The organism is bacterium (assembly GCA_040755755.1).
GTDB lineage: Bacteria > SZUA-182 > SZUA-182 > DTGQ01 > DTGQ01 > DTGQ01.
Genome location: JBFLZW010000049.1, coordinates 20248 through 45843 on the forward strand (window position 1 = coordinate 20248; position 25596 = coordinate 45843).

General features: G+C 49.6%; 19 protein-coding genes. 5 read left to right on the top strand and 14 right to left on the bottom strand.

The features are described from left to right. Nucleotides 1-2 precede the first annotated feature (2 nt). Both gspE and gspF read left to right on the top strand, forming a co-directional pair. The gene (gspE, locus tag AB1611_14700) at nucleotides 3-1712 is read left to right on the top strand and encodes a type II secretion system ATPase GspE (GenBank protein ID MEW6380840.1); all 1710 of its coding nucleotides are present in this window, start codon (nucleotides 3-5) and stop codon (nucleotides 1710-1712) included. A 15-nt stretch (nucleotides 1713-1727) separates the two neighbouring features. Further along, the gene (gene gspF / locus AB1611_14705) at nucleotides 1728-2948 is read left to right on the top strand and encodes a type II secretion system inner membrane protein GspF (GenBank protein ID MEW6380841.1); all 1221 of its coding nucleotides are present in this window, start codon (nucleotides 1728-1730) and stop codon (nucleotides 2946-2948) included. Here the strand turns inward: gspF and AB1611_14710 are convergent. Together AB1611_14710 and AB1611_14715 are read right to left on the bottom strand one after the other, a co-directional pair. Continuing rightward, nucleotides 2945-5755, bottom strand: a complete 2811-nt coding sequence (locus AB1611_14710) for an ATP-binding protein (GenBank protein ID MEW6380842.1) — start codon at nucleotides 5753-5755, stop codon at nucleotides 2945-2947. The genes gspF and AB1611_14710 overlap by 4 nt on opposite strands. After that, nucleotides 5739-7019, bottom strand: coding sequence for a radical SAM protein (locus AB1611_14715; protein ID MEW6380843.1), 1281 nt, complete (start codon nucleotides 7017-7019; stop codon nucleotides 5739-5741). The genes AB1611_14710 and AB1611_14715 overlap by 17 nt, the downstream gene beginning before the upstream one ends. A 646-nt stretch (nucleotides 7020-7665) precedes the next feature. On the opposite strand from AB1611_14715, the gene AB1611_14720 reads away from it, so the two are divergent. The 3 genes from AB1611_14720 (at nucleotide 7666) to AB1611_14730 (ending at nucleotide 10584) form a co-directional block, all read left to right on the top strand. Then, the gene (locus AB1611_14720) at nucleotides 7666-7857 is read left to right on the top strand and encodes a helix-turn-helix domain-containing protein (protein ID MEW6380844.1); all 192 of its coding nucleotides are present in this window, start codon (nucleotides 7666-7668) and stop codon (nucleotides 7855-7857) included. Continuing rightward, nucleotides 7854-8258 carry a hypothetical protein gene (locus tag AB1611_14725; GenBank protein MEW6380845.1) on the top strand — a complete coding sequence of 135 codons (405 nt, stop codon included), beginning with the start codon at nucleotides 7854-7856 and terminating at the stop codon, nucleotides 8256-8258. Before AB1611_14720 ends, AB1611_14725 begins: the two co-directional genes overlap by 4 nt. Nucleotides 8259-8733: 475 nt before the next feature. Continuing rightward, a complete protein-coding gene (locus tag AB1611_14730; protein MEW6380846.1) occupies nucleotides 8734-10584 on the top strand; it encodes a beta-propeller domain-containing protein in 1851 nt (616 codons plus the stop codon). 87 nt (nucleotides 10585-10671) lie between these two features. Here AB1611_14730 and AB1611_14735 read toward each other — a convergent pair whose 3' ends face one another. The 12 genes from AB1611_14735 to AB1611_14790 all read right to left on the bottom strand — a co-directional run bounded on the left by AB1611_14735 (nucleotide 10672) and on the right by AB1611_14790 (nucleotide 25587). Continuing rightward, the gene (locus AB1611_14735) at nucleotides 10672-13236 is read right to left on the bottom strand and encodes an Ig-like domain-containing protein (protein ID MEW6380847.1); all 2565 of its coding nucleotides are present in this window, start codon (nucleotides 13234-13236) and stop codon (nucleotides 10672-10674) included. Between the two features lie 190 nt (nucleotides 13237-13426). After that, a complete protein-coding gene (gene xerD / locus AB1611_14740) occupies nucleotides 13427-14311 on the bottom strand; it encodes a site-specific tyrosine recombinase XerD (protein MEW6380848.1) in 885 nt (294 codons plus the stop codon). Nucleotides 14312-14333: 22 nt separating this feature from the next. Continuing rightward, nucleotides 14334-14975, bottom strand: coding sequence for an MBL fold metallo-hydrolase (locus AB1611_14745; GenBank protein MEW6380849.1), 642 nt, complete (start codon nucleotides 14973-14975; stop codon nucleotides 14334-14336). Between the two features lie 13 nt (nucleotides 14976-14988). Next, entirely contained in the window at nucleotides 14989-15426 is a 438-nt protein-coding gene (gene dtd, locus AB1611_14750; protein MEW6380850.1) for a D-aminoacyl-tRNA deacylase, read from the bottom strand. A 4-nt stretch (nucleotides 15427-15430) separates the two neighbouring features. After that, nucleotides 15431-15961 carry a methylated-DNA--[protein]-cysteine S-methyltransferase gene (locus tag AB1611_14755; GenBank protein MEW6380851.1) on the bottom strand — a complete coding sequence of 177 codons (531 nt, stop codon included), beginning with the start codon at nucleotides 15959-15961 and terminating at the stop codon, nucleotides 15431-15433. Nucleotides 15962-16041: 80 nt separating this feature from the next. Beyond that, nucleotides 16042-17163 (bottom strand): M20/M25/M40 family metallo-hydrolase, encoded by a 1122-nt coding sequence (locus tag AB1611_14760; GenBank protein ID MEW6380852.1) that lies wholly within the window; start codon nucleotides 17161-17163, stop codon nucleotides 16042-16044. Continuing rightward, a complete protein-coding gene (locus AB1611_14765; GenBank protein MEW6380853.1) occupies nucleotides 17117-17758 on the bottom strand; it encodes a GNAT family N-acetyltransferase in 642 nt (213 codons plus the stop codon). The genes AB1611_14760 and AB1611_14765 overlap by 47 nt, the downstream gene beginning before the upstream one ends. 110 nt (nucleotides 17759-17868) lie before the next feature. Then, a complete protein-coding gene (gene ligA / locus AB1611_14770; GenBank protein ID MEW6380854.1) occupies nucleotides 17869-19935 on the bottom strand; it encodes an NAD-dependent DNA ligase LigA in 2067 nt (688 codons plus the stop codon). 42 nt (nucleotides 19936-19977) lie between these two features. After that, complete coding sequence (locus AB1611_14775; GenBank protein ID MEW6380855.1) at nucleotides 19978-22035, bottom strand: secretin N-terminal domain-containing protein; 2058 nt, start codon at nucleotides 22033-22035, stop codon at nucleotides 19978-19980. Nucleotides 22036-22180: 145 nt separating this feature from the next. Continuing rightward, the gene (locus AB1611_14780) at nucleotides 22181-23233 is read right to left on the bottom strand and encodes a hypothetical protein (protein MEW6380856.1); all 1053 of its coding nucleotides are present in this window, start codon (nucleotides 23231-23233) and stop codon (nucleotides 22181-22183) included. A gap of 25 nt (nucleotides 23234-23258) precedes the next feature. Continuing rightward, nucleotides 23259-23840: a type II secretion system protein GspM gene (gene gspM / locus AB1611_14785; GenBank protein ID MEW6380857.1), complete on the bottom strand. Its 582-nt coding sequence runs from the start codon at nucleotides 23838-23840 to the stop codon at nucleotides 23259-23261. Continuing rightward, a complete protein-coding gene (locus AB1611_14790) occupies nucleotides 23824-25587 on the bottom strand; it encodes a type II secretion system protein GspL (GenBank protein MEW6380858.1) in 1764 nt (587 codons plus the stop codon). The genes gspM and AB1611_14790 overlap by 17 nt, the downstream gene beginning before the upstream one ends. Between the last annotated feature and the right edge of the window lie 9 nt (nucleotides 25588-25596).

Below are 25596 nucleotides of genomic sequence, written 5' to 3' on the forward strand. Positions count from 1 at the left end.
CAATGGGCCTGAGCAAGAAGAGTCTGGGGACTATTCTCCTCGATCAGAACCTCCTCACTGAGGAGGCATTATCTGAAGCGCTGAATATCCAGAAGACCAAGGGAGGCAAGCTGGGTAAGATCCTTGTTCATCTGGGATATCTGAGCGAAGTCGAATTACTGCGGGCCATGAGCCTGAAATTTGGTATCCCTTTTCAAGAGGCGATCGACTTTCAATTGGATGCGGACCTGATTCAGAAAATCCCCTTTCATTTCTGCAAGCAGTACAAGCTGATCCCCTTTGCCAGGATAGACGGCCATATCAAGGTGGCTATTTCCGACCCCCTGCAGATACACCTGCTGGACGATGTGCGGCTTCTGAGCAGCCATCCGGTAGAGCCGGTTATCTGCACTGAAGATACGATCCTTGAAGCCATTCACGAGGTTTATCACCAATCTCCGGAATCCGCCGAGAAGATGGTCAAGGATCTTGATATGGAAGACTCCTCCGGCCTGATTGCCGATATCGGCGAGGAAGCCAGGGATATCCTGGACATGGCCAACGAGGCCCCCATCATTAAACTGGTCAACCTCATTCTGCTCCAGGCGATCAAGGAGCGGGCCAGCGATATCCACGTGGAACCACTGGAGCGGGAGCTTCGCGTCCGCTACCGGATTGACGGCATTCTCTACGATACCCTGACGCCACCCAAAAAATATCAAACAGCTATTATCTCCCGGATCAAGATCATGTCCAAAATGAACATTGCCGAAAAGCGGCTGCCGCAGGATGGCCGGATGAAGATCAAACTGGTTGACCGGGAAGTCGATATCCGGGTGTCCACCATTCCCGTGGCCTTTGGCGAGCGGGTGGTGATGCGGCTTCTGGATAAAAACTCCAACATCCTGACCCTCGAAGACCTTGGGTTTTCCGACAAAGACCTCATGGAATTCGGGTCCTTCATCAGCTATTCACACGGGATTATTCTGGTTACCGGCCCGACGGGCAGCGGGAAAACTACCACCCTGTACGCAGTTCTCCGCAAGATCAATTTTACCGACAAGAACATCATCACCGTTGAAGATCCGGTTGAATATCAGCTCGATGGCATCGGACAGATCCAGGTCATGCCGAAAATCAACCTGACCTTCTCCGCCGGGCTTCGCTCTATCCTGCGCCAGGACCCGGACGTTATCATGGTGGGCGAGATCCGGGACCTTGAAACCGCCGAGATTGCCATTCAGGCATCTCTGACCGGGCACCTGGTGTTCAGCACCCTGCATACCAACGACTCTGCCGGGGCCATTACCCGGCTCCATGATATGGGCGTCGAGCCTTACCTTGTCGCCTCGTCCGTGATCGCTATTCTTGCCCAGCGTCTGGTTCGGCTGCTGTGCCCAAAGTGCAAAAAGGCAGCCTGCCCGGACCCGATCTCACTGGAAAAGATCGGTCTGACAATCAAAGACCTGCCGCAAGGGGTTGTCTACACCGCCCAGGGCTGCTCTCACTGCCTGCATACCGGATACCGGGGCAGGACCGGTATCTACGAGCTTTTGACTATCGACGATGAAATCCGAAGGGCCATTATGAACCGGGCCGAGGCCGGGGCAATTAAAAAGATCGGATTAAAGCGGGGCATGACCTCCCTGCGCCAGGACGGGGCCCGAAAAGTAGCCGCAGGAATAACCACCATCGAAGAGGTCCTTCGGGTGTCCCAGGAAGATATTTTTTAATAATGAAAAACTGCCATGGCCATATTTGAATACCGCGCCCTCGATAGGCAGGGAAAATCCGTCAAGGGGTTGATCGATGCCGACAGCCCGCAGGATGCTCAGGCAAAATTACGGCGGGACAACATCTATCCCTTCAACCTCAAAATCACTACCGCAGCCCATAAGCGCCTGTCGAAAAACGAGCTTTTTACCCTGCTCCAGCCGAAAACCAAGACCAGGGAGATAGCCGTCATAACCCGGCAGTTAGCCACGCTCCTCAAGGCCGGCCTGCCCCTGATGCAGGCCCTGGCCGCGCTGGTTGATCAGATCGATGCCGAGCACACCAAAAAAATCTTCATCGATATCCGTGAGAAGGTCAAGGGCGGCATGCCGCTGTCCAAAGCGATGTCAGAGCATCCCCAGGTTTTCTTTCGGCTGTATGTGCAGATGGTCCGGGCCGGAGAAGCCAGCGGATCTCTGGACCATGTTCTGGCCAGCCTGGCTAATTACCTGGAAAAAAAGATCCAGCAGAGAAATAAGATCCTCTCCACCCTGGCCTATCCGGCATTCATGCTCTTGATTGGAGTGGCTGTTCTGACTTTCCTGATGATCTATGTCATTCCGACCATCACGAATATCTTTGTGGAGATGAAGCAGAGCCTTCCCCTGCCTACGCTGGTCCTCATCCGGTCAAGTGAATTGCTGCAAAGGTTCTGGCTCCCGCTGCTGCCGGCTCTTGCCCTGCTCGTCCTGGCATTCAATAAATACCGTCATACGGAGTCCGGCGGGCTTTTCGTTGACCGGACCTTACTCAAACTGCCAGTCTTCGGAGAGCTTATCCGCAAGATCGATACCGCCCGCTTTGCTCAAACCCTCGGCATCCTGGTCTGCAACGGGGTCCCTATCCTGGACTCATTAGCCATTGTCAAGGATGTCATCACCAACCGGCTGCTGGCCAACGCCATAGAAGAAGCACGCCACTGCCTCCAGCAGGGAGAGGACCTGGCAGTCCCCCTGAAAAAGGCCAAGGTATTTCCCCCGATTGTGACCCATATGATCGCCATCGGAGAAAAAAGCGGACAATTGGAAGAGATGCTGGCCAATATTGCCGAAGGCTATGCCAATGAGGTTGACATGACCGTCAACAGCCTGACATCCATCCTCGAACCAGCTATTATCCTGCTGATGGGAGCCATCGTCGCCTTTGTGGTCCTGTCCATACTCCTGCCCATATTCGAGATGAACCAGATAGTTTAAGGGTGCCCTTGTAACACCCTGTATAATACCTCACCCAATTCTCTGGTCTCAAATGGCTTGGCAACGACACCACTGAATCCGTATCGCTCATAATCCGACATGATGGTATCATTGGAATATCCACTTGAAACAATCGCTTTTACCCCGGGATCTATCGCACGCAGCTTCTGAACGGTCTCTTTGCCCCCCATACCTCCCGGGACAGTCAAATCCAGTATGACAGCATCGAAGGCTTCTTTCGACCCGATCGCCTTTTTATACAGATCGATCGCCTCCTGGCCGTTACTCGCAAATTCAACGCTATACCCCAGAAGCTTGAGCATCCGTCCTACCAAGTTTCTGATATCGAATTGATCATCCATACATAAAATCTTCCCTTTTCCCGGACGAGGTTTTCTCTCTGCGATACTATCCTGAATGGAAACAGCCTTTCCCGATGCAGGAAGATAGAGATGAAAGGTTGTGCCAGCTCCTGACCGGGACTCAACCGTAATATGTCCCTTATGTTTTTTCATGATGGAATAGGTAATGGCCAGACCGAGACCGCTTCCTTTTGATTTCGTGCTGAAGTAGGGATCGAATATTTTGGCAAGAATCTCTTTCGGTATTCCAGTTCCATAATCCTTGATTGATATCTTTACATAATTGCCTGCCCTCAGAGGCAGGCCGCCGCTTTCCTGAAGCGTGACATTCTCTGCAAATACCTCGACTTTTCCACCTCCGGGCATAGCTTGTTCAGCATTAATCAATAAGTTATTCAGTACTTGATTTATTTGTCCCTCATCTATTTCAACCGCCCAGAGGTCATCCGGAATAGACAATTCATATCTGATATTAGAGCCACTCAGGGAGAATTTCACGGCACTAGCGACTAACTTGGCAATGGACAGCCGTTTTCTTACGGGATCCCCCCCTTTGGAGAAGGTAAGCAATTGCTGCGTCAGGTTCTTTGTCTGCCGGGATGCTTTCTTCGTTTCCTCCAGGAGCTCACCGATATCCTCACCGGATTTGACGGAAAGCTCCATGAGAGAGAGATTCCCTAGCACGCCCGTTAGTAAATTATTAAAGTCATGCGCAATGCCTCCCGCCAGGACACCGAGAGATTCAAGCTTTTGGGCCTTCAGCATTTCTTCTTCCATTCTCTTGCGTTCCGTGATGTCCCGCAGAACGGAAAGGATGCCAACCGGCTGTCCCTGAGAATTCAGCAGGGGATTAATCCTGGCCTCTGTCCAAACTGTGGACTTTTCCTGACGGGTAACCTCAAGCTCCAGGGTCCGGGACATAAACCGCCTCCCCGGATTTAGGTCCACTGTCTTGATTATTTCCTGAAAGATTTTCCGGACAATCAGCAAAGAATCCTCGGTGAACCATTCCTGAATTCCCTGGCTCGTGGACTCTTCACTGCTGTAGCCACGAAGGCGCTGAATAGAAGGGCTTACATAGGTGAGCTGAAGGTTGAGATCCACCGTAAATATTACGTCCGTTATGTTCTCCGCCAGGAGCCGATAGTCATGGACAGCATTATCGGCGCGTATTCGTTCCATCTCAATGAGCCTTCCCTTGGCCTCGTCCAACTCCTGGTGATAGGAGCTTAAGACCCTCTGGAGATCATTGAAAGCCCTTGTCAGATCGCCAACCTCATCGAGGGAGGTAACTTCAACTTCTGCATTTAACGCCTCTTTCGTATTCTGTATCCTTACCATTTGCCTGGTCACATCCTGGACGGCCGATGAGGTATCATGGGCCACATAGTAGCTGATAACCGCCACAAATGCCAGGAGGTAACATCCCATGACCGGGAAGTAGAATAACACGTATCGTATTTTGCTCTCCTTTGCGGGATCGGGATTCAGTCTGATAATAGTTCCGGCGTAAAGGCCCTGAAAGGGCCCTTCGAGGGGCAAAACCCGCAGAGCTGTTCCCGGAGCATCTTTGATCTTGGCTGTGCCTTCCGGATCAGCGAGGAGGCGACTCCTGATATCATAATTATCAGGAATGATGGAGGGCTTTCGGGTAAGGTATTTCCCGCCCGAGTCAACAACAAATACGCTTTCGGCCAAAGGCCTGCTTTCCAGATATTCCTTGAGCTCGTGTCTGGAAGCAAATTTATCCGCACTTTTTTTGAAGGAGATCAGCACTGCATTTCCTGACTCTATCTCATCATGCCAGAATATATCGTTAATTCGGGAAATTGAGAAAACAACAGTAAAAAGGAACACCATAGCTGAAAGTGTAAGCACCGCAGTAATAAATCTGGCCTTTATCGGCATCCTGAAACCGATATCCCCGGCACTGCCCGATGTTGCCTTCAGGATGATAACCATCTTATGTCTCGCATATACGTACACCGCCAGGGAAGCACAGATAGTATATGCCCAAATAAGCCCCATAGATAAGAGTCTTTCTGACAAGGGATAGAATTTGAACCAATATGAATCCACCCCAAGAGCAACGAAAGCCACGCCGGATAAAATGATGAGAAGAAATTGCCCGGTTATCTTTAAGGGTAAGTTAAAAGCGGCTGTCCTTATCTCCTGGAGATGCCCTGGCTCTTTGCTGTCTGGCCTGTAAAAAGCCCTGATGGGTTTTAATGAGCGATATACCAGAATGGAGAGAGCTGCCATGATAATGGGCGTAAAGATCGTAAAGTTTAAAAAGTCAGCTTTTCTTATGGCTTCCGTATAATCTACAACAAGGGGATCAGCAATCTTTAAAATAATTGCCCCGCTGACAATTACCAGGTTTATGAATAATAAAATGTCCCGGCAAATATTTTTCCCTTTTACCATGTTATTTAAACCTGCCATATGAGTATCTTCTATTTGCCTGGTTCAGTTTTATCGTCAGACCAAGCTGTGTGCGAGACTTTAAAAGCCTCTTAATGATGGAGGGAATTGAATAAAACTGCCTGGTTGCCCAGTTATGTCCCTCTTGGAGCTCATCAGGAGACATCATCTTCGGGATAAATACGACATATTCAGAATTATACTTTGACCAGTCATAGTGCAGTATCCTCTGCTCAGCCTTCAATCTTTGGAAAAGCACGGTATTGGGATATGGGGTTAAGATGCTGAAGCTGATTCCATCTATGGCCGCTTTCACCGCTGTCTCCAGGGTTCTCTCGAATATACTTTTGTCATCAGTATCAAAGCCGAAAATTATTCCTGCCAGAACCGCTATCCCGGCATCATGGAACTTGCGGATATCATCCTTCAGAGTATCAACCTTATTAAATCCCTTGTTGACGGTCATCAGGCTTACCTGAGATACCGATTCTATTCCGACGAACAATCCTATGCAACCGCTCCGGGAAGCCATATCCAGAAGCTCACGATCTCTGGCTATGGTTATCGAACCCTGGCCAAGCCACTTTTTCCCAAGGGATATTAACCTCTTGAACAGCTCTTGAGCATAGGCGGGAGTACCTGCTATATTGTCATCCCAGAAAATAAACGTATCGTCTTGGAAGGTTTCTATCTCGCTGATTACCTCATCTACGGGCCGAAGCCTTTGGCCTTTACCGTAAACAGAGGCTAACGCACAGAAATCACAGCTAAAAGGACAGCCTCTTGATGCCTGGATCACATCTGAGATAATGTATTTTTCTCTCTTGAGCAGGTCTCTGCGTGCAAAGGGGAGCGACCGCAATTCAGGGGCATTCGAACGGTAAAAACGTTTCAGGTTATTCCTTTTAAAATCCTCGATAAGCGCGGGCCAGGTGTCCTCCGCCTCGCCTATCACCACAGCGTCGGCATGCCCCTTCACCTCATCAGGAAATAACGATGCATGAGGGCCTCCCATAACAACTTTTTTGCCCTTCTTTTTAAATATTGAGGCGAGCTCATATGCCCTCTGCGCAAAAGGTGTAACAAAGGTAATGCCTACTAAATCAGCATCCGTTTGGAAATCAATAGGCTCAACCATTTCATCAGAAATTGATACCTCTACATCAGGAGGCGTAAGCGCCGCTATATACGGCATGGTAAGCTGGGCAGGCTTAAAGATAAAATTCTCTCTCTTGCCCAGTCCTCCGTAATCAGCATGAAGTGGCTGAATGAGCTCTACTTTCATAGATGTTCCCCCCACATCTCATCAACCTGATTGTTCAACTGAGTAAATTTTTTAATTCATTAACATGGTAAATTCAATAGATATATTTATCAATATAGCTTATATATTATTAGCTATTTATTATCTTTTTTAATTATACCATGCCTATAATGCCATAACAATATATCAGTCCCTCAGATGAGCTAACAAAAAGATAGTCCTTCCCCTTTTCAAAAGAGGTTTCAGTTCAATGGGGGCCTGTCCCTTTTCCTGCTATCAGTTTGTATTAGCTGCTGTCTATGGAGAATGCTTTGCCGAGGTAATAGAGGGCAGGCAAAGATCGACGCACTGACAAGCCATAAGGTCAAGGGCACGCTGGAGGCCGGACATGTTATATCCAGAGACATGTTATATCCAGAGGAGATATCGGCTTTCTTGGAGAGGCCGGCACAAAATACCTGGAGGTGAAAAGGAATAACCAGGGTGAATCTTCTGGTATAGACCTTCATAAAGGTTTTTTAGGGATAGACTTTTTGCCTGATTCGATCAGATGGGAAAACTTGCAGGTTGATGTGGGATGATGAATCATTTGCTTGACGATGACGATAAATAAGTATAATCTTAGATAGTGAGGTATAAACCAAAATAAATAAAGGATACAGGAACTATGGAAAAAGAATATATGACTCTTAGCGAAGTAGCTCAATTTTTAAAACTAAGTGTACCTACTATCAAGAATTATCTCAGAGATAAGAGAATACCGGCTTACAAAATAGGTGGAAGATGGCTTTTTGAAAAAAATGAGATAAATGAATGGGTTGCTTCTCAGAGGCAATCAGTAAAGGTAGCCACAAGATGAGCATCGAGGCAATAGAACTGTTCGATATCTTCTCTGAGACCTTCGGCAAGGAAAAAGCTCAGGCAGCGGTAAGGGATATTGAAACCCTGATAAGTGACCATAAGCGGGAATTGGCAACGAAAGAGGATATCCAGAAGATTGATACCCGACTATCCGAAACCGAGCTTAAGCTGACCAAAGAGATCAGAGAAGTAGAGCTTAAGCTGACCAAAGAGATCAGAGAAGTAGAGCTTAAGCTGACCAGGGAAATAGAGTTAAACCGTAGAGAAATTGAAGCGGTAAAATTGGAGATAGAAAAGGCAAAATCCAGCACGGTCAAATGGGTTGTCGGTTGGGTTGCAGGTCTTTTGATTGCCTATACAGGAGCAATTTTCACCTTGCTTATGCTGGTCAAAAAATAGTCGGGCCGGTAAATGTTCTCTGCACTTATCCCAAAATATCGTAACGCATTGAAGCGGCTTTTGGACAGTATCACTTCAGAAAAATGCTGCATACTCACCAATTCTCGACTTTTTCACGAATCAATTTTCATCCGAGATGCCGATATAATATAGCCTATTAAATATCTTTTTCTAATCATTTCATGAATTTTTAAATGGGGGATAAACCATGAAAAGGCTGAGCTTGGTATCTGTACGATTGGCATCTGCATCTATAGTATACATAACTGTTATACTGCTGGCAGGCTGCTTTTTCTTCCAGAGCGCCTCGATAGCTTATTCGATGAGCCAACCGGCAGGAAAATCTCTCCGTTCAATAAGAACCGATCAAGCTGCATACCGTGCCGGGGGGCTGGGTTGGATCAGAAGGAATACCGAAAAAGAATCGTTACCTCAGTTTTCCAGTTGCAGAGCGTTGAAAGCTCGATTAAATGCCATGACCAAAGCATCAGGAGGAAAGAGCGGGACTCCCTTTGGAATATATGCTCCCAGGGCAACCTTTGGCTCCGGCAGATCCGGGCCGCTGTCCGGCCTGGTGGATTCCGGGGGAGATGGCGCGGATGATCATTCAACCACCAATGTCCAGGTGGCTGGCGTGGATGAATCAGATCAGGTCAAGAATGATGGCGGCTATATCTATATGGTGAAGGGAAAAAGCGTCAGGATTATCAAGGCGTATCCTGCCGGTGAGCTGCATGAGCTTCCCAGGATTGACTTTTCCGGCTCTTCGTTCAATCCCGCTCAGCTCTATGTGAATGGGAATAAATTAGTCGTTATCGGCAGCGACTATCATGACTATCCCCAGCCTCTGGATGGGGGAACCGGGCCGGTGAAAACCATCACTCCAGGCCGTACGCTCTTTGCCGCCTCCTCATACCCCTCCTATCTGCCGCCATCTTCTCTCACCAGGGTGATTATCTACGATATAACCGACCGGGCAGGTGTCAGGGAAGAGCGAAATCTTACCTTTGAGGCTGATTATCTGCAATCGAGAAGAGTGGATGACACCCTCTATCTGATCATGAATCAATATCCTCAGTATATCGTAACTGCAAATTCTCCTCAAGGGCTGGTTCCCCGGTATGCCGATTCCACCCGCTCTTGCGGGGATGAGCCTCTCTGCGATTGCGAGCAGGTATCCTATGTGCCCGGCTCTACCGAATCTTCCTATCTCATCGTGGTAGCTATTCCGCTCCAGGACCCGGCCAAAGAGATCGGCAGTAAGGTAGTTCTCGGAGCAGGTCAGAACCTGTATGCTTCAAAAGATAACTTATACCTTGCAGAGATAAGCTATATTGATGAACAGGATCCTGCCCGGTATTATCTCAACGGCCCGCATACTCTTATTCATAAGTTCAGCTTTGACGATGTGAAAATCAGTTATGCAGGCAAAGGCAAGGTAGCGGGTTTTATCATCAATCAGTTCTGCATGGATGAATATGACCACCATTTCCGAATAGCCACGAGCGGGAGATGGAATGCCAGGGATGAAGAAAACATTTCCAGTAATAATCTCTTTGTTCTCGACGAGGATATGAAACTGGTTGGGAGTATTGAAAATATCGCTCCGGGAGAGAACATCAAGTCAGTCAGATTCATGGGGGAGAGAGCTTATATAGTTACTTTCCTGCAGGTCGATCCCCTCTTTGTGATCTCGCTCAAAGACCCTTCAAATCCCCAGATACTTGGGCAGTTGAAAATTCCCGGCTACAGTGAATACCTGCACCCCTATGACGAAAACCACCTGATCGGCTTTGGCCGTGAGGTCGATCCCATCGAGGCCGATAAGCTTACTGCCGGCGGGGCTATCCCCTCCACAGCCCTTTTGGGTATGAAGCTTTCCCTGTTCGATGTGAGTGAAGTCACCCATCCCACAGAGGTATTCAAGGAAGTTATCGGCTACCGGCATACCGACTCCGAACTGCTGAGAGACCATAAGGCCCTGTTATTCAGCAAGGCCGATAACATCATGGCCTTCCCGGTTACGGTTACCCGCAAGATCGATCAGTCTGCGGATAAATACCAGGATTTCGAATATATCTTCCAGGGAGCCTATTTTTACCAGCTCGATTTAACCAGCGGCTTCGAGAAAAAGGCAGCCATAACCCACTATGATAACCCGGATGAGGCTTTTCTGAAAATCGGATACCGCTACTATGGCGGTGAAGACGAGATCAGGAGAATCATCTCCATCGGTGACCACTTCTATACCATATCCGACAGCAAGATCAAGGCGATCGGCAGGCAAACTTATGATGAGGATATGGTGATTACTCTGGATAAGTAAGTAACAAACGCCAAAGGCGCTGAAGAAGTGCAATCCTGATGCTGATGCAGGAGATTTCACTTCTCAGCGCCTTTATTACTTAATTACTTATGGCAAATACTCATCCAGAGCATAGTTTACCATAGCCTGGACCTCACCTTTGACCTCAGGCCCCACACCGGCCATTTGCTCCAGAACAGAAGCGGGCAGGTCCTTGAAAAAGTTCTTGAGGATAAATTCAGGGTTAAGGATGCTGACAATCACCTTATCGGGTTGCTGATATACGGGCGTGCCATTCTGATCCCAGGTAAGGTCATTGAGCCAGACCGAGATCGTACAGGGCAGGGCGATCATATACTTGCCGCCTAAACCGACTATCTGCCGGGCATAATAGGCAGAACACAATTTTATTTCCCCTACCCTGGCAAAGGGATTGTCTTCTTTGGTAATATCACCCACCGGAATATTGAAATCATTCCTGATCACGTGCCAGTCGTCACGTGCATACGGGGTGTTGCCAATAGCTGAAATGATGCTATTCTTTACTTCGCTCAGGAACTCAGGAGCGCTCTGCCCCTCATCCTTATTTCCGGCCAGGGGAATCTCCAGTTGTATGCCATACCCTTTCGTACCGGCATAGCCCCCTCCTCCTTCTGCCGCCCAGGCCTGGACAGCAGCCACTTCCTGTTGGGTATAGAATGGTGCCTGATGCTCATAGACCCATTCTCCACCCAGGATGGTAACGGCTGTCTTGACTATCTCTTTGGTATGGGTTTTAATCATGGCCGCAAACTGATCAAACCCTGGAGCACTCATGACATCCGCAAAGTAGAAGGCAAAAAGTGCCGATTCATCCAGGGTGTTGATATTGATGATATCATCTACCCCATCCTGATCGCTGTCCTCTGTCCAGATGCCGACCTTGCAGGGCATACCCAGAGCATGATGTTGTCCCATGCTCATGGCATCATCGGCAAACGTGGGAGCACATATCTCCAGCAGAATGCCGTAACTTCCCGCAGGGAAAGGCATGGTTTTTTCTTCAACCACCACCCAGGGATTAACCGGATCAGCACCCTCCTGGGGCACAAAGGAAAAGCCAGCTACCGCAGCCTTTACTGCCTGAACCGCTTCATTGTAAGCAACATCCACCCCTTTGCCAGCCGGAACACGGACTCTGCCCATTAGAATGCTGGTAGAAAGCCTTGGGGTCAGGTGATTCGGATAGGAATAACTCTTCAACCCATTATTAACCATAGCCAGGAGTTGATTTTTAATCTCAGGCCCCACACCGGCCATTTGCTCCAGAACAGAAGCGGGCAGGTCCTTGAAAAAGTTCTTGAGGATAAATTCAGGGTTAAGGATGCTGACAATCACCTTATCGGGTTGCTGATATACGGGCGTGCCATTCTGATCCCAGGTAAGGTCATTGAGCCAGACCGAGATCGTACAGGGCAGGGCGATCATATACTTGCCGCCTAAACCGACTATCTGCCGGGCATAATAGGCAGAACACAATTTTATTTCCCCTACCCTGGCAAAGGGATTGTCTTCTTTGGTAATATCACCCACCGGAATATTGAAATCATTCCTGATCACGTGCCAGTCGTCACGTGCATACGGGGTGTTGCCAATAGCTGAAATGATGCTATTCTTTACTTCGCTCAGGAACTCAGGAGCGCTCTGCCCCTCATCCTTATTTCCGGCCAGGGGAATCTCCAGTTGTATGCCATACCCTTTCGTACCGGCATAGCCCCCTCCTCCTTCTGCCGCCCAGGCCTGGACAGCAGCCACTTCCTGTTGGGTATAGAATGGTGCCTGATGCTCATAGACCCATTCTCCACCCAGGATGGTAACGGCTGTCTTGACTATCTCTTTGGTATGGGTTTTAATCATGGCCGCAAACTGATCAAACCCTGGAGCACTCATGACATCCGCAAAGTAGAAGGCAAAAAGTGCCGATTCATCCAGGGTGTTGATATTGATGATATCATCTACCCCATCCTGATCGCTGTCCTCTGTCCAGATGCCGACCTTGCAGGGCATACCCAGAGCATGATGTTGTCCCATGCTCATGGCATCATCGGCAAACGTGGGAGCACATATCTCCAGCAGAATGCCGTAACTTCCCGCAGGGAAAGGCATGGTTTTTTCTTCAACCACCACCCAGGGATTAACCGGATCAGCACCCTCCTGGGGCACAAAGGAAAAGCCAGCTACCGCAGCCTTTACTGCCTGGACCGCTTCATTATAAGCAACATCCACCCCTTTGCCAGCCGGAATAGGTATTTTACCCATTAATATGTTGGTGGACATGCTCACCGTTAATGTCTGGGCTAAACTGGTTACTCCATCGAGGGAAGCTGTGATTTGAGTAGTACCTGGAGCTTTGGCTGTAGCTATTCCATCAGTTCCGATAGTGGCTACTCCCTGTTCAGAGCTCAGCCAGGTGACTTGGTCACTGATATCCCGGGTACTCTCATCAGAATAAGTCCCAATAGCAGTAAAATTCTGTTTATCTCCCGAATAAGCGCGTGGATTTACCGGGTTAATAGCTATACTGGTAAGAATCTTGCCGTTATTACCTGAATCCCAGGATCCACATCCGCAGGTAACTATCATGAAACCAGTAAACAAGACTACAAGAAGATAAATAAACCTATCGCGTACCATAACGCCTCCTCTTTAATAATTACCCACATTTTTAAGAAAATATTCCGGCCAGAGGAAAAGCAACTCTTTTGCAGGAAGCTGTTTCTTGTATCGGCATGCACCGTGATTATCTTTGGGAGGAAATGGCATCAATTAAGTGAAGTTTTTCTTATCACCACAGGCAATGCCGCTCAGTTGAGACAGCGTCTCTTCATGCCCGCGGGTGGTGCTTGAAATACAGTTCCCTGATTTTATCCATGGTTACGTGGGTATAGATCTGGGTGGTGGAAATACTGGCATGACCCAGCATGGCCTGTACGGACCGAAGGTCAGCGCCGTTTTCCAGAAGGTGGGTGGCAAAGGAGTGACGCAGGGTGTGGGGGGTGATGGTCTGCTGAATACCTGCCTGTTCTGCATACTCTTTCAATATCTTCCAAAAACCCTGCCGCGACAGCTTGTGTCCGAAACGGTTGAGGAATAGCAAATCGGTGCGGTTATCCTGCAAGAGCTGCGCCCGTGCAGTAGCGCAGTATTTTTTCACGCATTCCCTGGCTGATGTTCCGACTGGAATCAGGCGTTCTTTGGATCCCTTTCCCTGGCAGAGCAAAAAACCTGCTTCCAGATTGACGGACTTGACCGTCAGGTTGATCAATTCCGAAACCCGCAGGCCGGTTGCATACAAAAGCTCCAGCATGGCTTTGTCCCGGATCCCCAGAGAAGTTTCGTTCGGCTGAGCCAAGAGGTCTTCCACCTGCGAGTAGCTCAGAACATCCGGCAGTTTCTGCCAGGTTTTCGGAAACGAGATATTCATGGTAGGATCCGACCCGATCCGCCCCTCGATAATCAGGAACCGGTATAACTGCCTGATACTGACCAGGTGCCGGGCATGGCTCCGGGCACAGATGCCCCGGTTCTTCAATTCGAGCAGATAGTCCATGATATCCACTTTTTTGACCTGATCCAGGCTGCCGATTTTTTTCCCAGCCAAAAATTGCAGGAAAGATTGCAGATCCTGCCGGTAGGAAGCAATGGTGTTATCTGCAAGGCCTTTTTCGATAACCAGGTGATTGAAGAACAGCTTTACGTCAGTTTCCATCTCCATACTTTTATAGTCCGGCTCAGCGATCCAGGATTCCCACAAAGGGATTATCACGCTTTTCTCGAACCAGTGTCGATTCATCTCCGTGTCCCGGCATGATTATCAGCCGCTCATCCAGGCAAAAGAGCTTATCGCGGATCGAATGAATCAATTGGCTGTAATTGCCGCCCGGCAAATCCGTTCTTCCGATTCCCCCGGCAAAAAGCGTATCTCCGGTAAAAAGGATATTGTCAGTCAGCAGGCAGATTCCTCCTGGGGTATGGCCGGGGGTATGCAGGACCTTTAAACCGATACTCCCCAGTTGAATAACCTGGCCATCGGTCAGGAGTTGATCCGGTACGGGGGATGGTTGTGCTCCCGGAAGCATCAAGGCGAGAAACTCCTGCCTGCTGGTCATGAAAGGAACGTCGCCGGCATGGGCCAGAATTTGGGCCTGAGATTTGTTTTTAAGGTCCAGGTTCCCCGCGATGTGGTCTATGTGTCCATGAGTGTTGATAATATACTCCAGGGAATACCCGCTATCCTGAATCCGTCGCCAGAGCTCCTCGACTTCGCCTCCCGGATCTATGACCGCCAATTTCTTCTGCTGCGGACAGCCGATAAAATAGCAGTTTACGGAGAAAGGACCTATCACGAACTTTTCGAGCAGCATGCCATGCATAGTTGGCCTCCTCTTATCGCTCTACAATCAGGGTAACCGGACCGTCGTTGTAAATCTGAACTTCCATGTGAGCTTGAAAACGGCCGGTCTGCACCCTTACCTTTTGTCTTTGGACTTCCAGAACAAACTCATCATAAAGTTTTTGTGCTGTTTCCGGTGGAGCAGCATCCATAAAATTCGGCCTGCGGCCTTTGCGGGTATCGCCCAGCAGGGTAAACTGAGAAACGAGCAAGACTTCGCCGTCGATATCAAATAATGACTTATTCATTTTTTCCTGGTCATCTTCGAATATCCGCAGGTTGAGAATCTTATCGACCATAGGGGCAATATCCTGGGACAGGTCCTGCCGGGAAAATCCAATCAGGACCACCAGACCCCGGCCAATACTGCCAACCACCTGGCCTTCGACTGTCACCGAAGCTTTTGAAACCCTTTGAACCACAGCTTTCATATTTTCATTCCGGAAATTCAACGAGAGTATTGAGAGAAGTTTTACCTTCAAGACTCAGCAAAAATTTTTTCCATTGGATTCCCCCGGAAAACCCTCCAATCTGTCCACCTTTCCTGAGTATCCTGTGGCAGGGGATAATGATCGGCAAGGGATTCCTTCCCAGGGCACCACCGACAGCCCGGGCACCGCTCTTAAGACCCAATCGGGTGCCGAGCCATCCATAGGTCCGGGTTTCACCCCACGGTATTGATCGGCTTGCTTCGAGAACCTTCCGGACAAAAGGGGACATGCCCTGCCAATCGACAGGGTAACTGGCAAAACTGACCGCTTGCCCGGAAAAATACGCTTTTAGATCCTCGTCCAGTGCCGTGCAAAAGAGAAATTCTCCAAGAAGGGAAATTTGGACCCTGTACACCGCAAGTTCTGAAAACTCCTGCTCATCCGGCCACGGATCGAAATGGACTTCTTTCAACCCCCGGGGGCTTGAGGTGATCAGCACCCGTAAGGTGTAATTGATATCATCTGACGCTGGCATGGTTCTCACTATACACTTATTGTTTTAAATAGTGTACTGTCTTATTAAGTATGAGCGAAACTGATAACTTCGTGATATGCTCACAGGGATAGAGCGAAGTTCAGGTAAAGCTGGGCGGTTTGCACAACCTGGAGGAAGGTCACCGATTCATCGGGCGTATGTGCGGTCTCCAGACGGCCCGGTCCCAGGATAATAGGGTCCACACCTGCGGCCCAGAGCACATTCCCATCCGAATGACTTCGAAAGACCTGGGGTTCCCAGGGCAGAGAGAGAGCGTTATATACTTCTTTCAATCTCTTTACCAGAAGCCTCTCCTGAGAAATCCGGTACCCTGAATGCGTATTTTCAAATCTGATGGAAGCGTCCAGACCCTGAATGCTCCGGGACGATGTCTCCACAATCTGCTCCAGTTCCGCCTTGAGCACATCTATACGCGAGTCTGGTGGAGCATGCAGATCCAGCCATGCCTCACAGGTATCCGGCACCACAAATCCGCCGGGGAAGCCAACCAGTTGTCTGATGTTATACACCAGGCCATGGGGCACGGAAGTGGTATACTCGGTGACTTGCAAGAGAAGCTTCAGCATGGTTTCAATAGCATTCTGCCCCAGCTCCGGCAGAGAGGAATGGGCTCTTTTGCCGCGCGTGCGCAGCAGTACCTCCAGGTAGCCATAATGTCCGAGGCAGGGTACCATATTGGTAGGCTCACCGACCACTGCCCAGGGGAAGCTGTATTCCCGGACCAGGGTTTTGGCCCCGTCACTCTCTTCTTCCTCACCCACGACCAGAGCAAGTCCCACGGCCGGAAGCGGGTCTCTTTGTTGAGCCAGACAGATGAAAGCCTCTATCATGGCTGCACAACCTGCTTTCATATCAGAGACCCCAAGGCCGAAAACCGCACCCTGTTCCTCGTAAAAACCGTAGTTCTCCAGGTCGAAAGCAGTAATTGTGTCCAGGTGTCCGACAAAGCACAGGTCAACCTCATCCACTCCTTCAGGCAGGACCAGGATATTAAAGCGGTTCTCGTCAACTCCCTCCTTGACTACGGACAGGCCGTGTTTTTTGAGGTATTCCTCTACATATTCAAGGATATCCTCCTCTTTACCCGAAGGACTGTAGATGTCCACCAGATCTTTGAGAAGGTTTCTCAGCCTTTCAGGTTGAATTCCCGTTACCGTTGTGGTTTCTATCGTTGTTTCCATTCCGCTGCCTTCTTCCCGGATTTCCTGCTTTTTTCTGCAATTCCTGATAGGTTCGCAGGTTCATGGTCAAATAGATATGCTTTTGAGGTTTGCGAAAACCCTTCTTCTTGAACAACTGAAGGGCTGCATAATCACTTGCCCCGGTATCCACCATGAACATCCGCACCCCGTCCTCGATCATCTTTTCAGCGAGCTTGTCAAACAGCCGGCTGGCAATTCCCTGCCTCTGGTAACCGGGCGATACTCCCAGCCAGATAAGATAACCATATTTCCACGATGATTTATTTTTAGAGACCGTGGTTCCCAGGGCAAATCCCACGATCTTTTTATCAAGCTCCGCCACCAGGCAATACTCGTTATCAGAATTGAAGAGAGAAGTTACCTCGTATTCATCCCAGGTGCGGTACAGGGTAGGCACCTCCTGGGCAGTGAAAATCATCTCACCTAAATGAAAGACTTCCGGAAGATCATCAATCCCCATCTCTCGAATCGTAATTTCAAGCCGCTTTTTCCGGCAACTGACTTCTGTGCTTTCTTCCTGCGTACTCGGTATTTCTTGTGTTTCCACCTGGTCTTCTGGTTCGCCAGTATCCATAAAAAAGAAAAAACCCCCCTTTGTTGAGTGATTGATAGCGCTGTTACGGTACTACTCTAAAGTATAACAGTATCTTAGCCTCATGTCAAAGGCATCGCCCATAAATAAACTTACTCCCTTTCCTGAAACTCCGGCCCTGCCTGCATATTCTCCATCATCCGGTGAAATTCGTCCTCCTTCAATATTTTCAAGCCTAGATCCCTGGCTTTTTGCAGCTTTGAGCCGGGATCCTCGCCAACCACCACAAAGTCGATGGATTTTCCTACCGCAGCGCCGATGCTCCCTCCAAGGCTTTTAACCAGGTTCTCGGCTTGAGCACGGGTGAAATGCCGGAGTGTCCCGGTAAAGATAAACCGCTGCCCCGCCAGTTTTCCCTCTCCTGGTGCCTGAACGATGTCCGCTTCCGTCCAGGCCAGTCCGGCCTGACGCAGCCTGCTGACAATCAGGCGGTTCTTTTCAGCCTGGAAGAAGCTTTCAATACTCCCGGCCATAACCTCACCAACTCCGGCAACCTTGAGCAGTTCCTCCCTGGTGGCTGCCTGGAGAGCATCGAGAGAATGAAAATGCCTGGCCAGATTTTCGGCTGCCACTACGCCGACATGACGAATACCCAGGGCAAAAATCAGTGCAGACAGAGGCCTTCGTTTACTTTTTTCCAGGGCGGATAAAAAGTTTTTAGCAGACTTTTCTGCCATCCGCTCAAGGGGCAGTAAATCCTCCAGGCAAAGGTCATAGAGGTCCGCAGGGTCCTTAACCTTTCCTGCGGCCATAAGCTGCCGGATCAAAGCAGGCCCCAATTCCTCGATATCCAGGGCGTTTCGGGAGGCAAAATGCTGCAAAATTCTCTCCATCTGGGCAGGACAGTCAAGGTTCTGACACCGGTAGGCCGCCTCTTCCTCCTCCCGGATAACCACCCCGCCGCAGGCAGGGCACTGGGACGGCATCCGAAACTCCCGCTCCTGGCCTGTCCGGACCGAGGTGACCGCCATAACCACCTTGGGGATCACCTCTCCTCCCTTCTCGATGATTACCCGGTCTGCGATCCGAATGTCTTTTCGGTGGATTTCATCCGCATTATGGAGCGTTGCGCGGCTGATGACAGAGCCCGACAAAGCTACCGGCTCCAGGATGGCTACCGGAGTAATAGTTCCTGTTCTTCCAACCTGAAGATGGATATCCAGCAAACGGGTTGTCGCCTGCCTGCCGGGGAATTTATAGGAAATGGCCCAGCGGGGGCTTTTGGATGTCTCTCCCAGCAGCCGTTGCCCGGCAAATGAATTGACCTTGATCACCAGGCCGTCGATATCAAAGGGAAGGCTCTCTTTCTTTCCCTCCCACTCATGACAGCAATCGATGACCGCCTGAATGCCGCAGCAGACCCTGCGGTGAGGAGTGACTTTGAATCCCATTTTTTCAAGAAGGTTCATGGTTTCAGCCTGGGTTTCAGGCAGTCCCTGCGAAGCGAGGCAGGCATACAGAAAGATATCGAGCGGCCTCTTGGCCGTCAGCCGGGGATCGAGCAGTTTGAGGGAACCGGCAGTGGCATTTCTCGGATTGGCAAACAGGGGTTCACCAGCCCTTTGTCTGGCCTGATTCACCTTTTCGAAGTTATCCCTGGTCATAAATACCTCCCCGCGAACCTCGAAAGAAAGCATCGACAGGGGAATTTCAGGAGAGAGAACCGACAGGGGAACGGATTTGATGGTTTTCAGGTTGGCGGTGATTTCATCACCATGCAGGCCGTCACCGCGGGTTGAACCCTGCACCAGATGTCCCTGCTCATAGCGCAGCGATACAGCCACGCCGTCAACCTTAAGCTCGACCGCATATTCTATCCGGTCCGCTGTTCCAAGCCCTTTCTGCACCCTATGATCAAATTCCAGAAGCTCTTCCCGGGAGTAAGTGTTGGCCAGGCTCAGCATCAAGACCTGATGCTCGACCACCGGAAAGGATGACAGCGGCACACCCGCAACTCTGCGGGAAGGTGAATCCACAGTTACAAGGTCAGGGAATCTTACTTCGAGGGCTAAAAGCCGCTCCATCAGGCGATCATACTCCTGATCGGAGATTTCCGGCTCATTGGCCACGTAGTAGCACCAGTCATGGTGCCGGATTTCCCGGCGCAGCCTCTCTATCTCCTGAAGGGCCATGGCCCGGTCAAGACTTTCCCCGCTCATTTTCATCATCTTTCCACGTGGTGGAGTCTTTTCCGTAGAACTTTACCGTGCCGCTCCCATCGGCTGGGCAGCACCTGATGACGCCTGACCTTGATCAATCTTGCTTTTCAGCCCCTTGACCCGCTCCTGGAATTGTCTGGTCAGTTCCCTTCCCTCTTCCTCATTTTCGATAACATGAGGAGTGATCAGGATAATCAACTCGGTTTTATGGATCTCGTCTTTGGTATGGGAAAAAAGATACCCAAGAACAGGAATATCACCCAGGAATGGGATGCCGGATCGTCCCTTGGATTTATGCTCCTTGATCAGACCACCGATAACCAGGGTTTCCCCATCATGGACAACGACTGAAGTTTCGGCCTTTCGAGTACTGAAGATATATCTTTCATCGTTGGAACCTTCTTTAGGCCCTTGAACCAGTTGGCTTACCTCTTGCTTGAGCTTCAGGGAGACCAGACCCTTTTCGTTGATTTTAGGAGTAAAGTTCAGCTTTATACCAGCAGTTTTATAGTCATAGGTGATATTGGAGTGGTTAGAGGCAGAATCGTACGTTTCCCTCTTGATCGGATAATCCTGAGTAATTTCGATCGAAGCCTCCTGGTTATCAGAAGCAAGAATGTGAGGGCTGGAAAGAACATTCAGTTTATCTTCGTTTACCTTGGAGTTGATCAGAGAGAGGAATCTGTCTTGCTTGTTAAGCATGTAATTGATCCCGGTGCCGTATGACATATTACCTTTATCATCTTGCTTGATCCCGCCAAGATCCTGGCCCAACCGGTAGGTAACTCCTCCGGTTGCAGAACCTGCCAGGGACCAGTCCAGGCCAAAATCTTTAACATCATCAATACTGATCTCGGCTACCAGGACTTCGATCAGGGCCTGCTTGGGCTGTATGTCCAGCTTTTTAATGGTCTCTTTGACCGCTTCCCAGTTCCGTGGAGAAGTAGTGATAATGAGAGCATTAATGTCTTCGGCAGCCACGATGGTTACATCACCCTGAACTTCACCCCCCTCGGCAGGTGGGTAGGAGGGAAATCCGAATGGAGGCTGCTGAACCGCCGCCGGCTGGTTAGGTCCTTTGGCCGCTCCCGGCGGAGTTTGCGGGGTAAGAGGCGGGGTCCAGGCATCCTTTTTGGTACCTCCTTTTTTATAGATGGAGCTTAAGGTGCTGGCCAGTTTTTTGGCATCTCCGTTTTCTACATAATACACAAAAACCTTCTCTTTGGGCTGATAAATCGGTTTATCAAGCTCCTGAACAAACTTCAAAAGCCTCTTCATATTCAACGCCGTATCGTTGATGATCAAAAGGTTCAGATCTTCGTGCTGGATAGGCCGGGGGGCGGACTTGGAAAGGAAGGGCTGCAATATATTGATCATATCCTTTACCGGGATATAGTCCAGAGGGATAATCTGAGTAATAAAGCTTTCTTCCGGGGGAAGGGCCTCCCCGCCTTTTCCGGATAATACTTCGAGGGGATATTGGGAAGCCTCTTTGGCGTAGACCACCTTATAATGCCGACCCGATGGAACGAGGGTTAAGCCGTTGACCTCCAGAGCGGATTGCAGAACCCGGAAAAATTCGCTCTTGGGAATCGACTTGGTGGTCCGCATATTGATCTGCCCCCCCTTGACCCCGGCTCCCATGATAAAATCAAGATTAATGGCCTTACTGATGGCAAAGAGAACCTCTTCGATAGGAGTATCGACAAAATTCAAATCAACTTCATATTCTTCACTCCCGGGTTCCTCACCGGAAGAGATGACTTTTTGCCTGATGCCTTCCGGCATGCCATCGGGAGATGCTGCCGGTTTACTCTGCTGCTCTTCCTGCGGCCGGTAGGGCTTAAAAACAGAGTGGCTTTCCTCCTCTTTCTCCTTCTCTTTCCCCTGCTCTTTTCCTGTTCCCTTGCCTGATGATTTGGCTTTTTTATCGACCCGTCTATTCCTGGTTTCCTTTTGGACGCCGCTCTTTTCCCCCTTTGGTTGTTCAGCCTGCTGCGGGTTCCTGCGTCCTCCCCCCTGCACATCTTCTGCCTGTGCCACTTTGACCTTATACGAACTCCCCCTCCTGGCGGGGAGCAGGGAATCTTTTGCAGTCACCGCGCGTTTCCCCCGACCGGCAGAACAGGAACAGAGGAGGAATGTCAAGAGCGAAACGAGAAAAAACCTTGGAAAACATTTCATATATTAACCTCCGGATACTTAACAGATGATTCTGGAATTGACGTCATAGCAACATGATACCTCAAGATGGCCCACCACCCCGAAAGGGATTGAACATTGGCCCACCTTGTACCCCGGGAGGGACCTGAAATCCGGGTGGAACCTGAAATCCAGCCGGGGGCTGAAATCCGGCGGGGGGCTGAAATCCGGGAGGTGGTGCATAGATAGGCCGCTGTACGGGAAACTGCGGGAAAGCTGCTCCTGGGGGAATCCCTGGTTGGCCGGGAGGCACGAATCCTGGATAGCCAAATCCTGGCTGACCCGGCAATCCCTGAGGGGGCTGATAAGCGGGAAAACCTGCTGGAGGAGATGGAGGCAGATAACCTGGCGGCACATCCGCAGGTCCCTCCGCCCCCGGTGGTGAGGTGCGCCCTTTCCGGTCTCCCTGATTCAATAATTCCTGTCCGGGAGCCTGGGCATCCTTCGAGGATGTACGGAATTTCTCCCAGAGAAGTAATTCATATTCCTCTCCATTCTTACTGAGAATGACCCGGTCCGGCAGGATGTCGACGATTTTGGATTCGGAAATTTCGTCATCGACATGATAATGTTTGGCTTTGTCCTCAACTATTCTGCCAGGGATCGGAGGGAGAGGGACATCCCGGACCTCTCCATTCCCAAGCCTCATCTTTCGGGATCGCTTTTGAGGCTCTTCCCGAGACGACCCCTGCATAATGGCATATTTTTCTTTAACGTTATTATTTTTATCTTTAATGATAATTATTCCGTAAAGGTTTGGCTTCTTCATTCCCGGCTGATTGCGTTCAGCAGGATATTGCGGGATTTCCATCTTCGGCTGTTCGTTCTCCGGAGGAGGGGGAGGAGGGACCCATTCGGTCCGTTCGGGACGGAACAAATCCTTATCGGCAATGACATCGTACGTATAGAGAGCAGGCTTGACCGGCTCTTCGTCAGTGGGGACCGCCGCCTTGCCGGCAGTTTTCCGGGCCACAGCAGGCAGGGATTTCTTCCACTCTCCCTGTATGATCGGGAGCCAAATCCGGTAAACATTCAGACTCAATAAAGCTACGATGACAAAAAGTCCAAGATTAACCAAAATGATGCGCTTAAACAAGAGGTTCTCCTGTAGTGAAATCTTTTCAGGTGGTACCCTTACCGGTAGTGCCCTTGCTGTTTACAATAAAACCGGAAACATCGATTCTCGCTTCAACATCTTTTGCATCGCGTACTCGGTAAACCCGGATGTTGAGGTCGGAAATACTCAAAAATTTGGGGTATGATTCAATCTGGTAAAGTAATTCCTTGAGCTTGGTTATCGTGCACTGAGTAGTAATCTGAACAGGGACTTCCAGAAGAATTCCCCGCTCTTTAGGGTTAATGATTCTCTGGCTGTTGATCACAAGCTCATGTTCACTGGCCATATCGTTCAATATGGTTTGCAGCTCTGCGGCAGCCACAGCCGGAGTATCGCCGGATAAAAGCCGCTGATCGAAGGTTTCCCGTTTGCTCTTTAAGTAATCCAGGCGGGCCTGAACGATTTCCTTTTTTTCGGCAATCGAGGAAAAGCTTTTAATCTTGCGCCTTTTATTCTCAATCTCCTGCCTGACCTTCCTGGTATCATTCACAAGCGGATAAATAACACCGAAAGCAAAAAGTATGAACCCGACAATACTGCCGATAATCAGGGCTGGTTCTTTATTTTTCTCACTGATCTTTATCACGGTTTCCCTTTCCGGCAGTTTTCCTGGAGCCCGGATGTTTCCCTTTACCGGAATCCTTATCTTCTTCCGGCTCCGTCAGAGGCTTTTTCCGCTCGATATCGGCTTTGATCTTAAAGCGCTCTTTTCCGGGGCCCATCTTGGTAATACTGGAGGCAAACTGCACATTTTCCAGCAGAGGGGATATCTCCAGCATGGAAATCAGATTGGATGGAGACTCGGAGTAGCCATCGATTTCCACTTTTTCATTGGAAGCGGACAGATTGTCCAGCCAGGTATCCGCCGGAAGAATAGTGGTCAACTCCTTCAGAATTTCCATCTTGCTGATCTCGGTCTCGATAATATTCGAGATGGTCGAAAGTTCCTTATCGACGTCCTCAACCTCCTGAGAGATATTTTTCACGATCGTCACGTCAGGCTGAAGGGCTTTCAGGCGCTTGCTCAATTCCAGAGATATCAGCCCGTTTTCATACCGCATACCGAGGACCCAGGCCAGACTCAACACCACAATCAGGACCATAAAGGTAGCCGTGACCACCAGGTGATTGACTTTCCTTTTGACTTTTTTCCCCTCAGCCAGGAAATTCAGCATGAGCGGCTGATCTTCCAGGCCGCGCAGAGCCAGCCCCGCGGCCATGGATAAACTGGAGGCGATTTTGCCCGGAATGCTCTTGGTGGTGATATTCCTTAACGGATTCAAAATTCGAACCTGCACGCCAGTTTGCGCCTCGATGTATTCGGGCAGGAAACCACTGTAAGCCTCGGTCCCGGTCAGAATCAATTCATCAAGGTTTTTTTCCTCTTCAAATCCGGAAAAAACATTCATGGCAATGTCAAGCTCCCGAATGATATCCTGCCCCAGGCTGCAAATATTCTCATTGATAGGCTCATAAACGGGAGCATTATCTTCTTCCATCCCCTCTTGTACAACAGCCTGGAAAACCGAGGGGATACCTCCTGCTTCACCATCCTCCTCCTCTTCCCATGACGGCGGAGGGGTAAACGGCTCACTCTCTATCCGGCTTTGGGCCGGATTGGGCTGGTCTGATCGGGCTCTCTCGAGTGGTCTGACCATTTCAGTAATGTAGGCGTCTTCCAGCCGGTTTTGTGTCCGGTTAAAGCTTCTGGTTGCCTTGATCTCTTTCCCGGCCAGAATAACCAGTTCGACCTTGCTCTCTCCAATATCCACAATAGCCGTTATCTTATTATCGCCAAGATTGTTCTGGCTGATCAGCCAGCTCGTACCGGCAATGGCGGTAACGTCCATGACGACAGGCTTGGTTTCTTCAATATCCAGCAGGTTGAGAACCCGCTGCAGATCGTCCTTTTTTACGATTCCCAAAAGAACCTTTACCAGCTCGCCCTCTTTGCTCAAGACCTGATAATCATAGGCGATCCCCTGGACTGCAAACGGAATATGCCGCTCCACCTCATATTCCAGCATCTCCTGGAACTGCTTTTCTTCAACCTTGGGCAGAACGATCTCTTTCAGGGTCACTTTTTCCTTGGGGATGCCGATAACTATCTGCTCCTGCTTGATTTTCCTTTCCCTGATAAAATTCTGCAGATCAACGGACAGCGGATCCACATCCCCTTCCGCTTCTCCCTTGCCTGATCCTGGCGGCAGAGGAGGATACTTCCTGATAAAATAATCGACCAGGACAATCCCCTTCAATGTTCGCCCAAGGTGAACAATCCGCAAGATGCGGTCCCGAAAATCAATACCTAAGCTCTGTTGTAAATATAGCAACGTAGCTCC

Coding starts and splice junctions, on each gene's coding strand:
- gspE (MEW6380840.1), top strand. CDS start 3: ATGGGCCTGAGCAAGAAGAGTCTGGGGACTATTCTCCTCGATCAGAAC.
- gspF (MEW6380841.1), top strand. CDS start 1,728: ATGGCCATATTTGAATACCGCGCCCTCGATAGGCAGGGAAAATCCGTC.
- AB1611_14710 (MEW6380842.1), bottom strand. CDS start 5,755: ATGGCAGGTTTAAATAACATGGTAAAAGGGAAAAATATTTGCCGGGAC.
- AB1611_14715 (MEW6380843.1), bottom strand. CDS start 7,019: ATGAAAGTAGAGCTCATTCAGCCACTTCATGCTGATTACGGAGGACTG.
- AB1611_14720 (MEW6380844.1), top strand. CDS start 7,666: ATGGAAAAAGAATATATGACTCTTAGCGAAGTAGCTCAATTTTTAAAA.
- AB1611_14725 (MEW6380845.1), top strand. CDS start 7,854: ATGAGCATCGAGGCAATAGAACTGTTCGATATCTTCTCTGAGACCTTC.
- AB1611_14730 (MEW6380846.1), top strand. CDS start 8,734: ATGACCAAAGCATCAGGAGGAAAGAGCGGGACTCCCTTTGGAATATAT.
- AB1611_14735 (MEW6380847.1), bottom strand. CDS start 13,236: ATGGTACGCGATAGGTTTATTTATCTTCTTGTAGTCTTGTTTACTGGT.
- xerD (MEW6380848.1), bottom strand. CDS start 14,311: ATGGAAACTGACGTAAAGCTGTTCTTCAATCACCTGGTTATCGAAAAA.
- AB1611_14745 (MEW6380849.1), bottom strand. CDS start 14,975: ATGCATGGCATGCTGCTCGAAAAGTTCGTGATAGGTCCTTTCTCCGTA.
- dtd (MEW6380850.1), bottom strand. CDS start 15,426: ATGAAAGCTGTGGTTCAAAGGGTTTCAAAAGCTTCGGTGACAGTCGAA.
- AB1611_14755 (MEW6380851.1), bottom strand. CDS start 15,961: ATGCCAGCGTCAGATGATATCAATTACACCTTACGGGTGCTGATCACC.
- AB1611_14760 (MEW6380852.1), bottom strand. CDS start 17,163: ATGGAAACAACGATAGAAACCACAACGGTAACGGGAATTCAACCTGAA.
- AB1611_14765 (MEW6380853.1), bottom strand. CDS start 17,758: ATGGATACTGGCGAACCAGAAGACCAGGTGGAAACACAAGAAATACCG.
- ligA (MEW6380854.1), bottom strand. CDS start 19,935: ATGAGCGGGGAAAGTCTTGACCGGGCCATGGCCCTTCAGGAGATAGAG.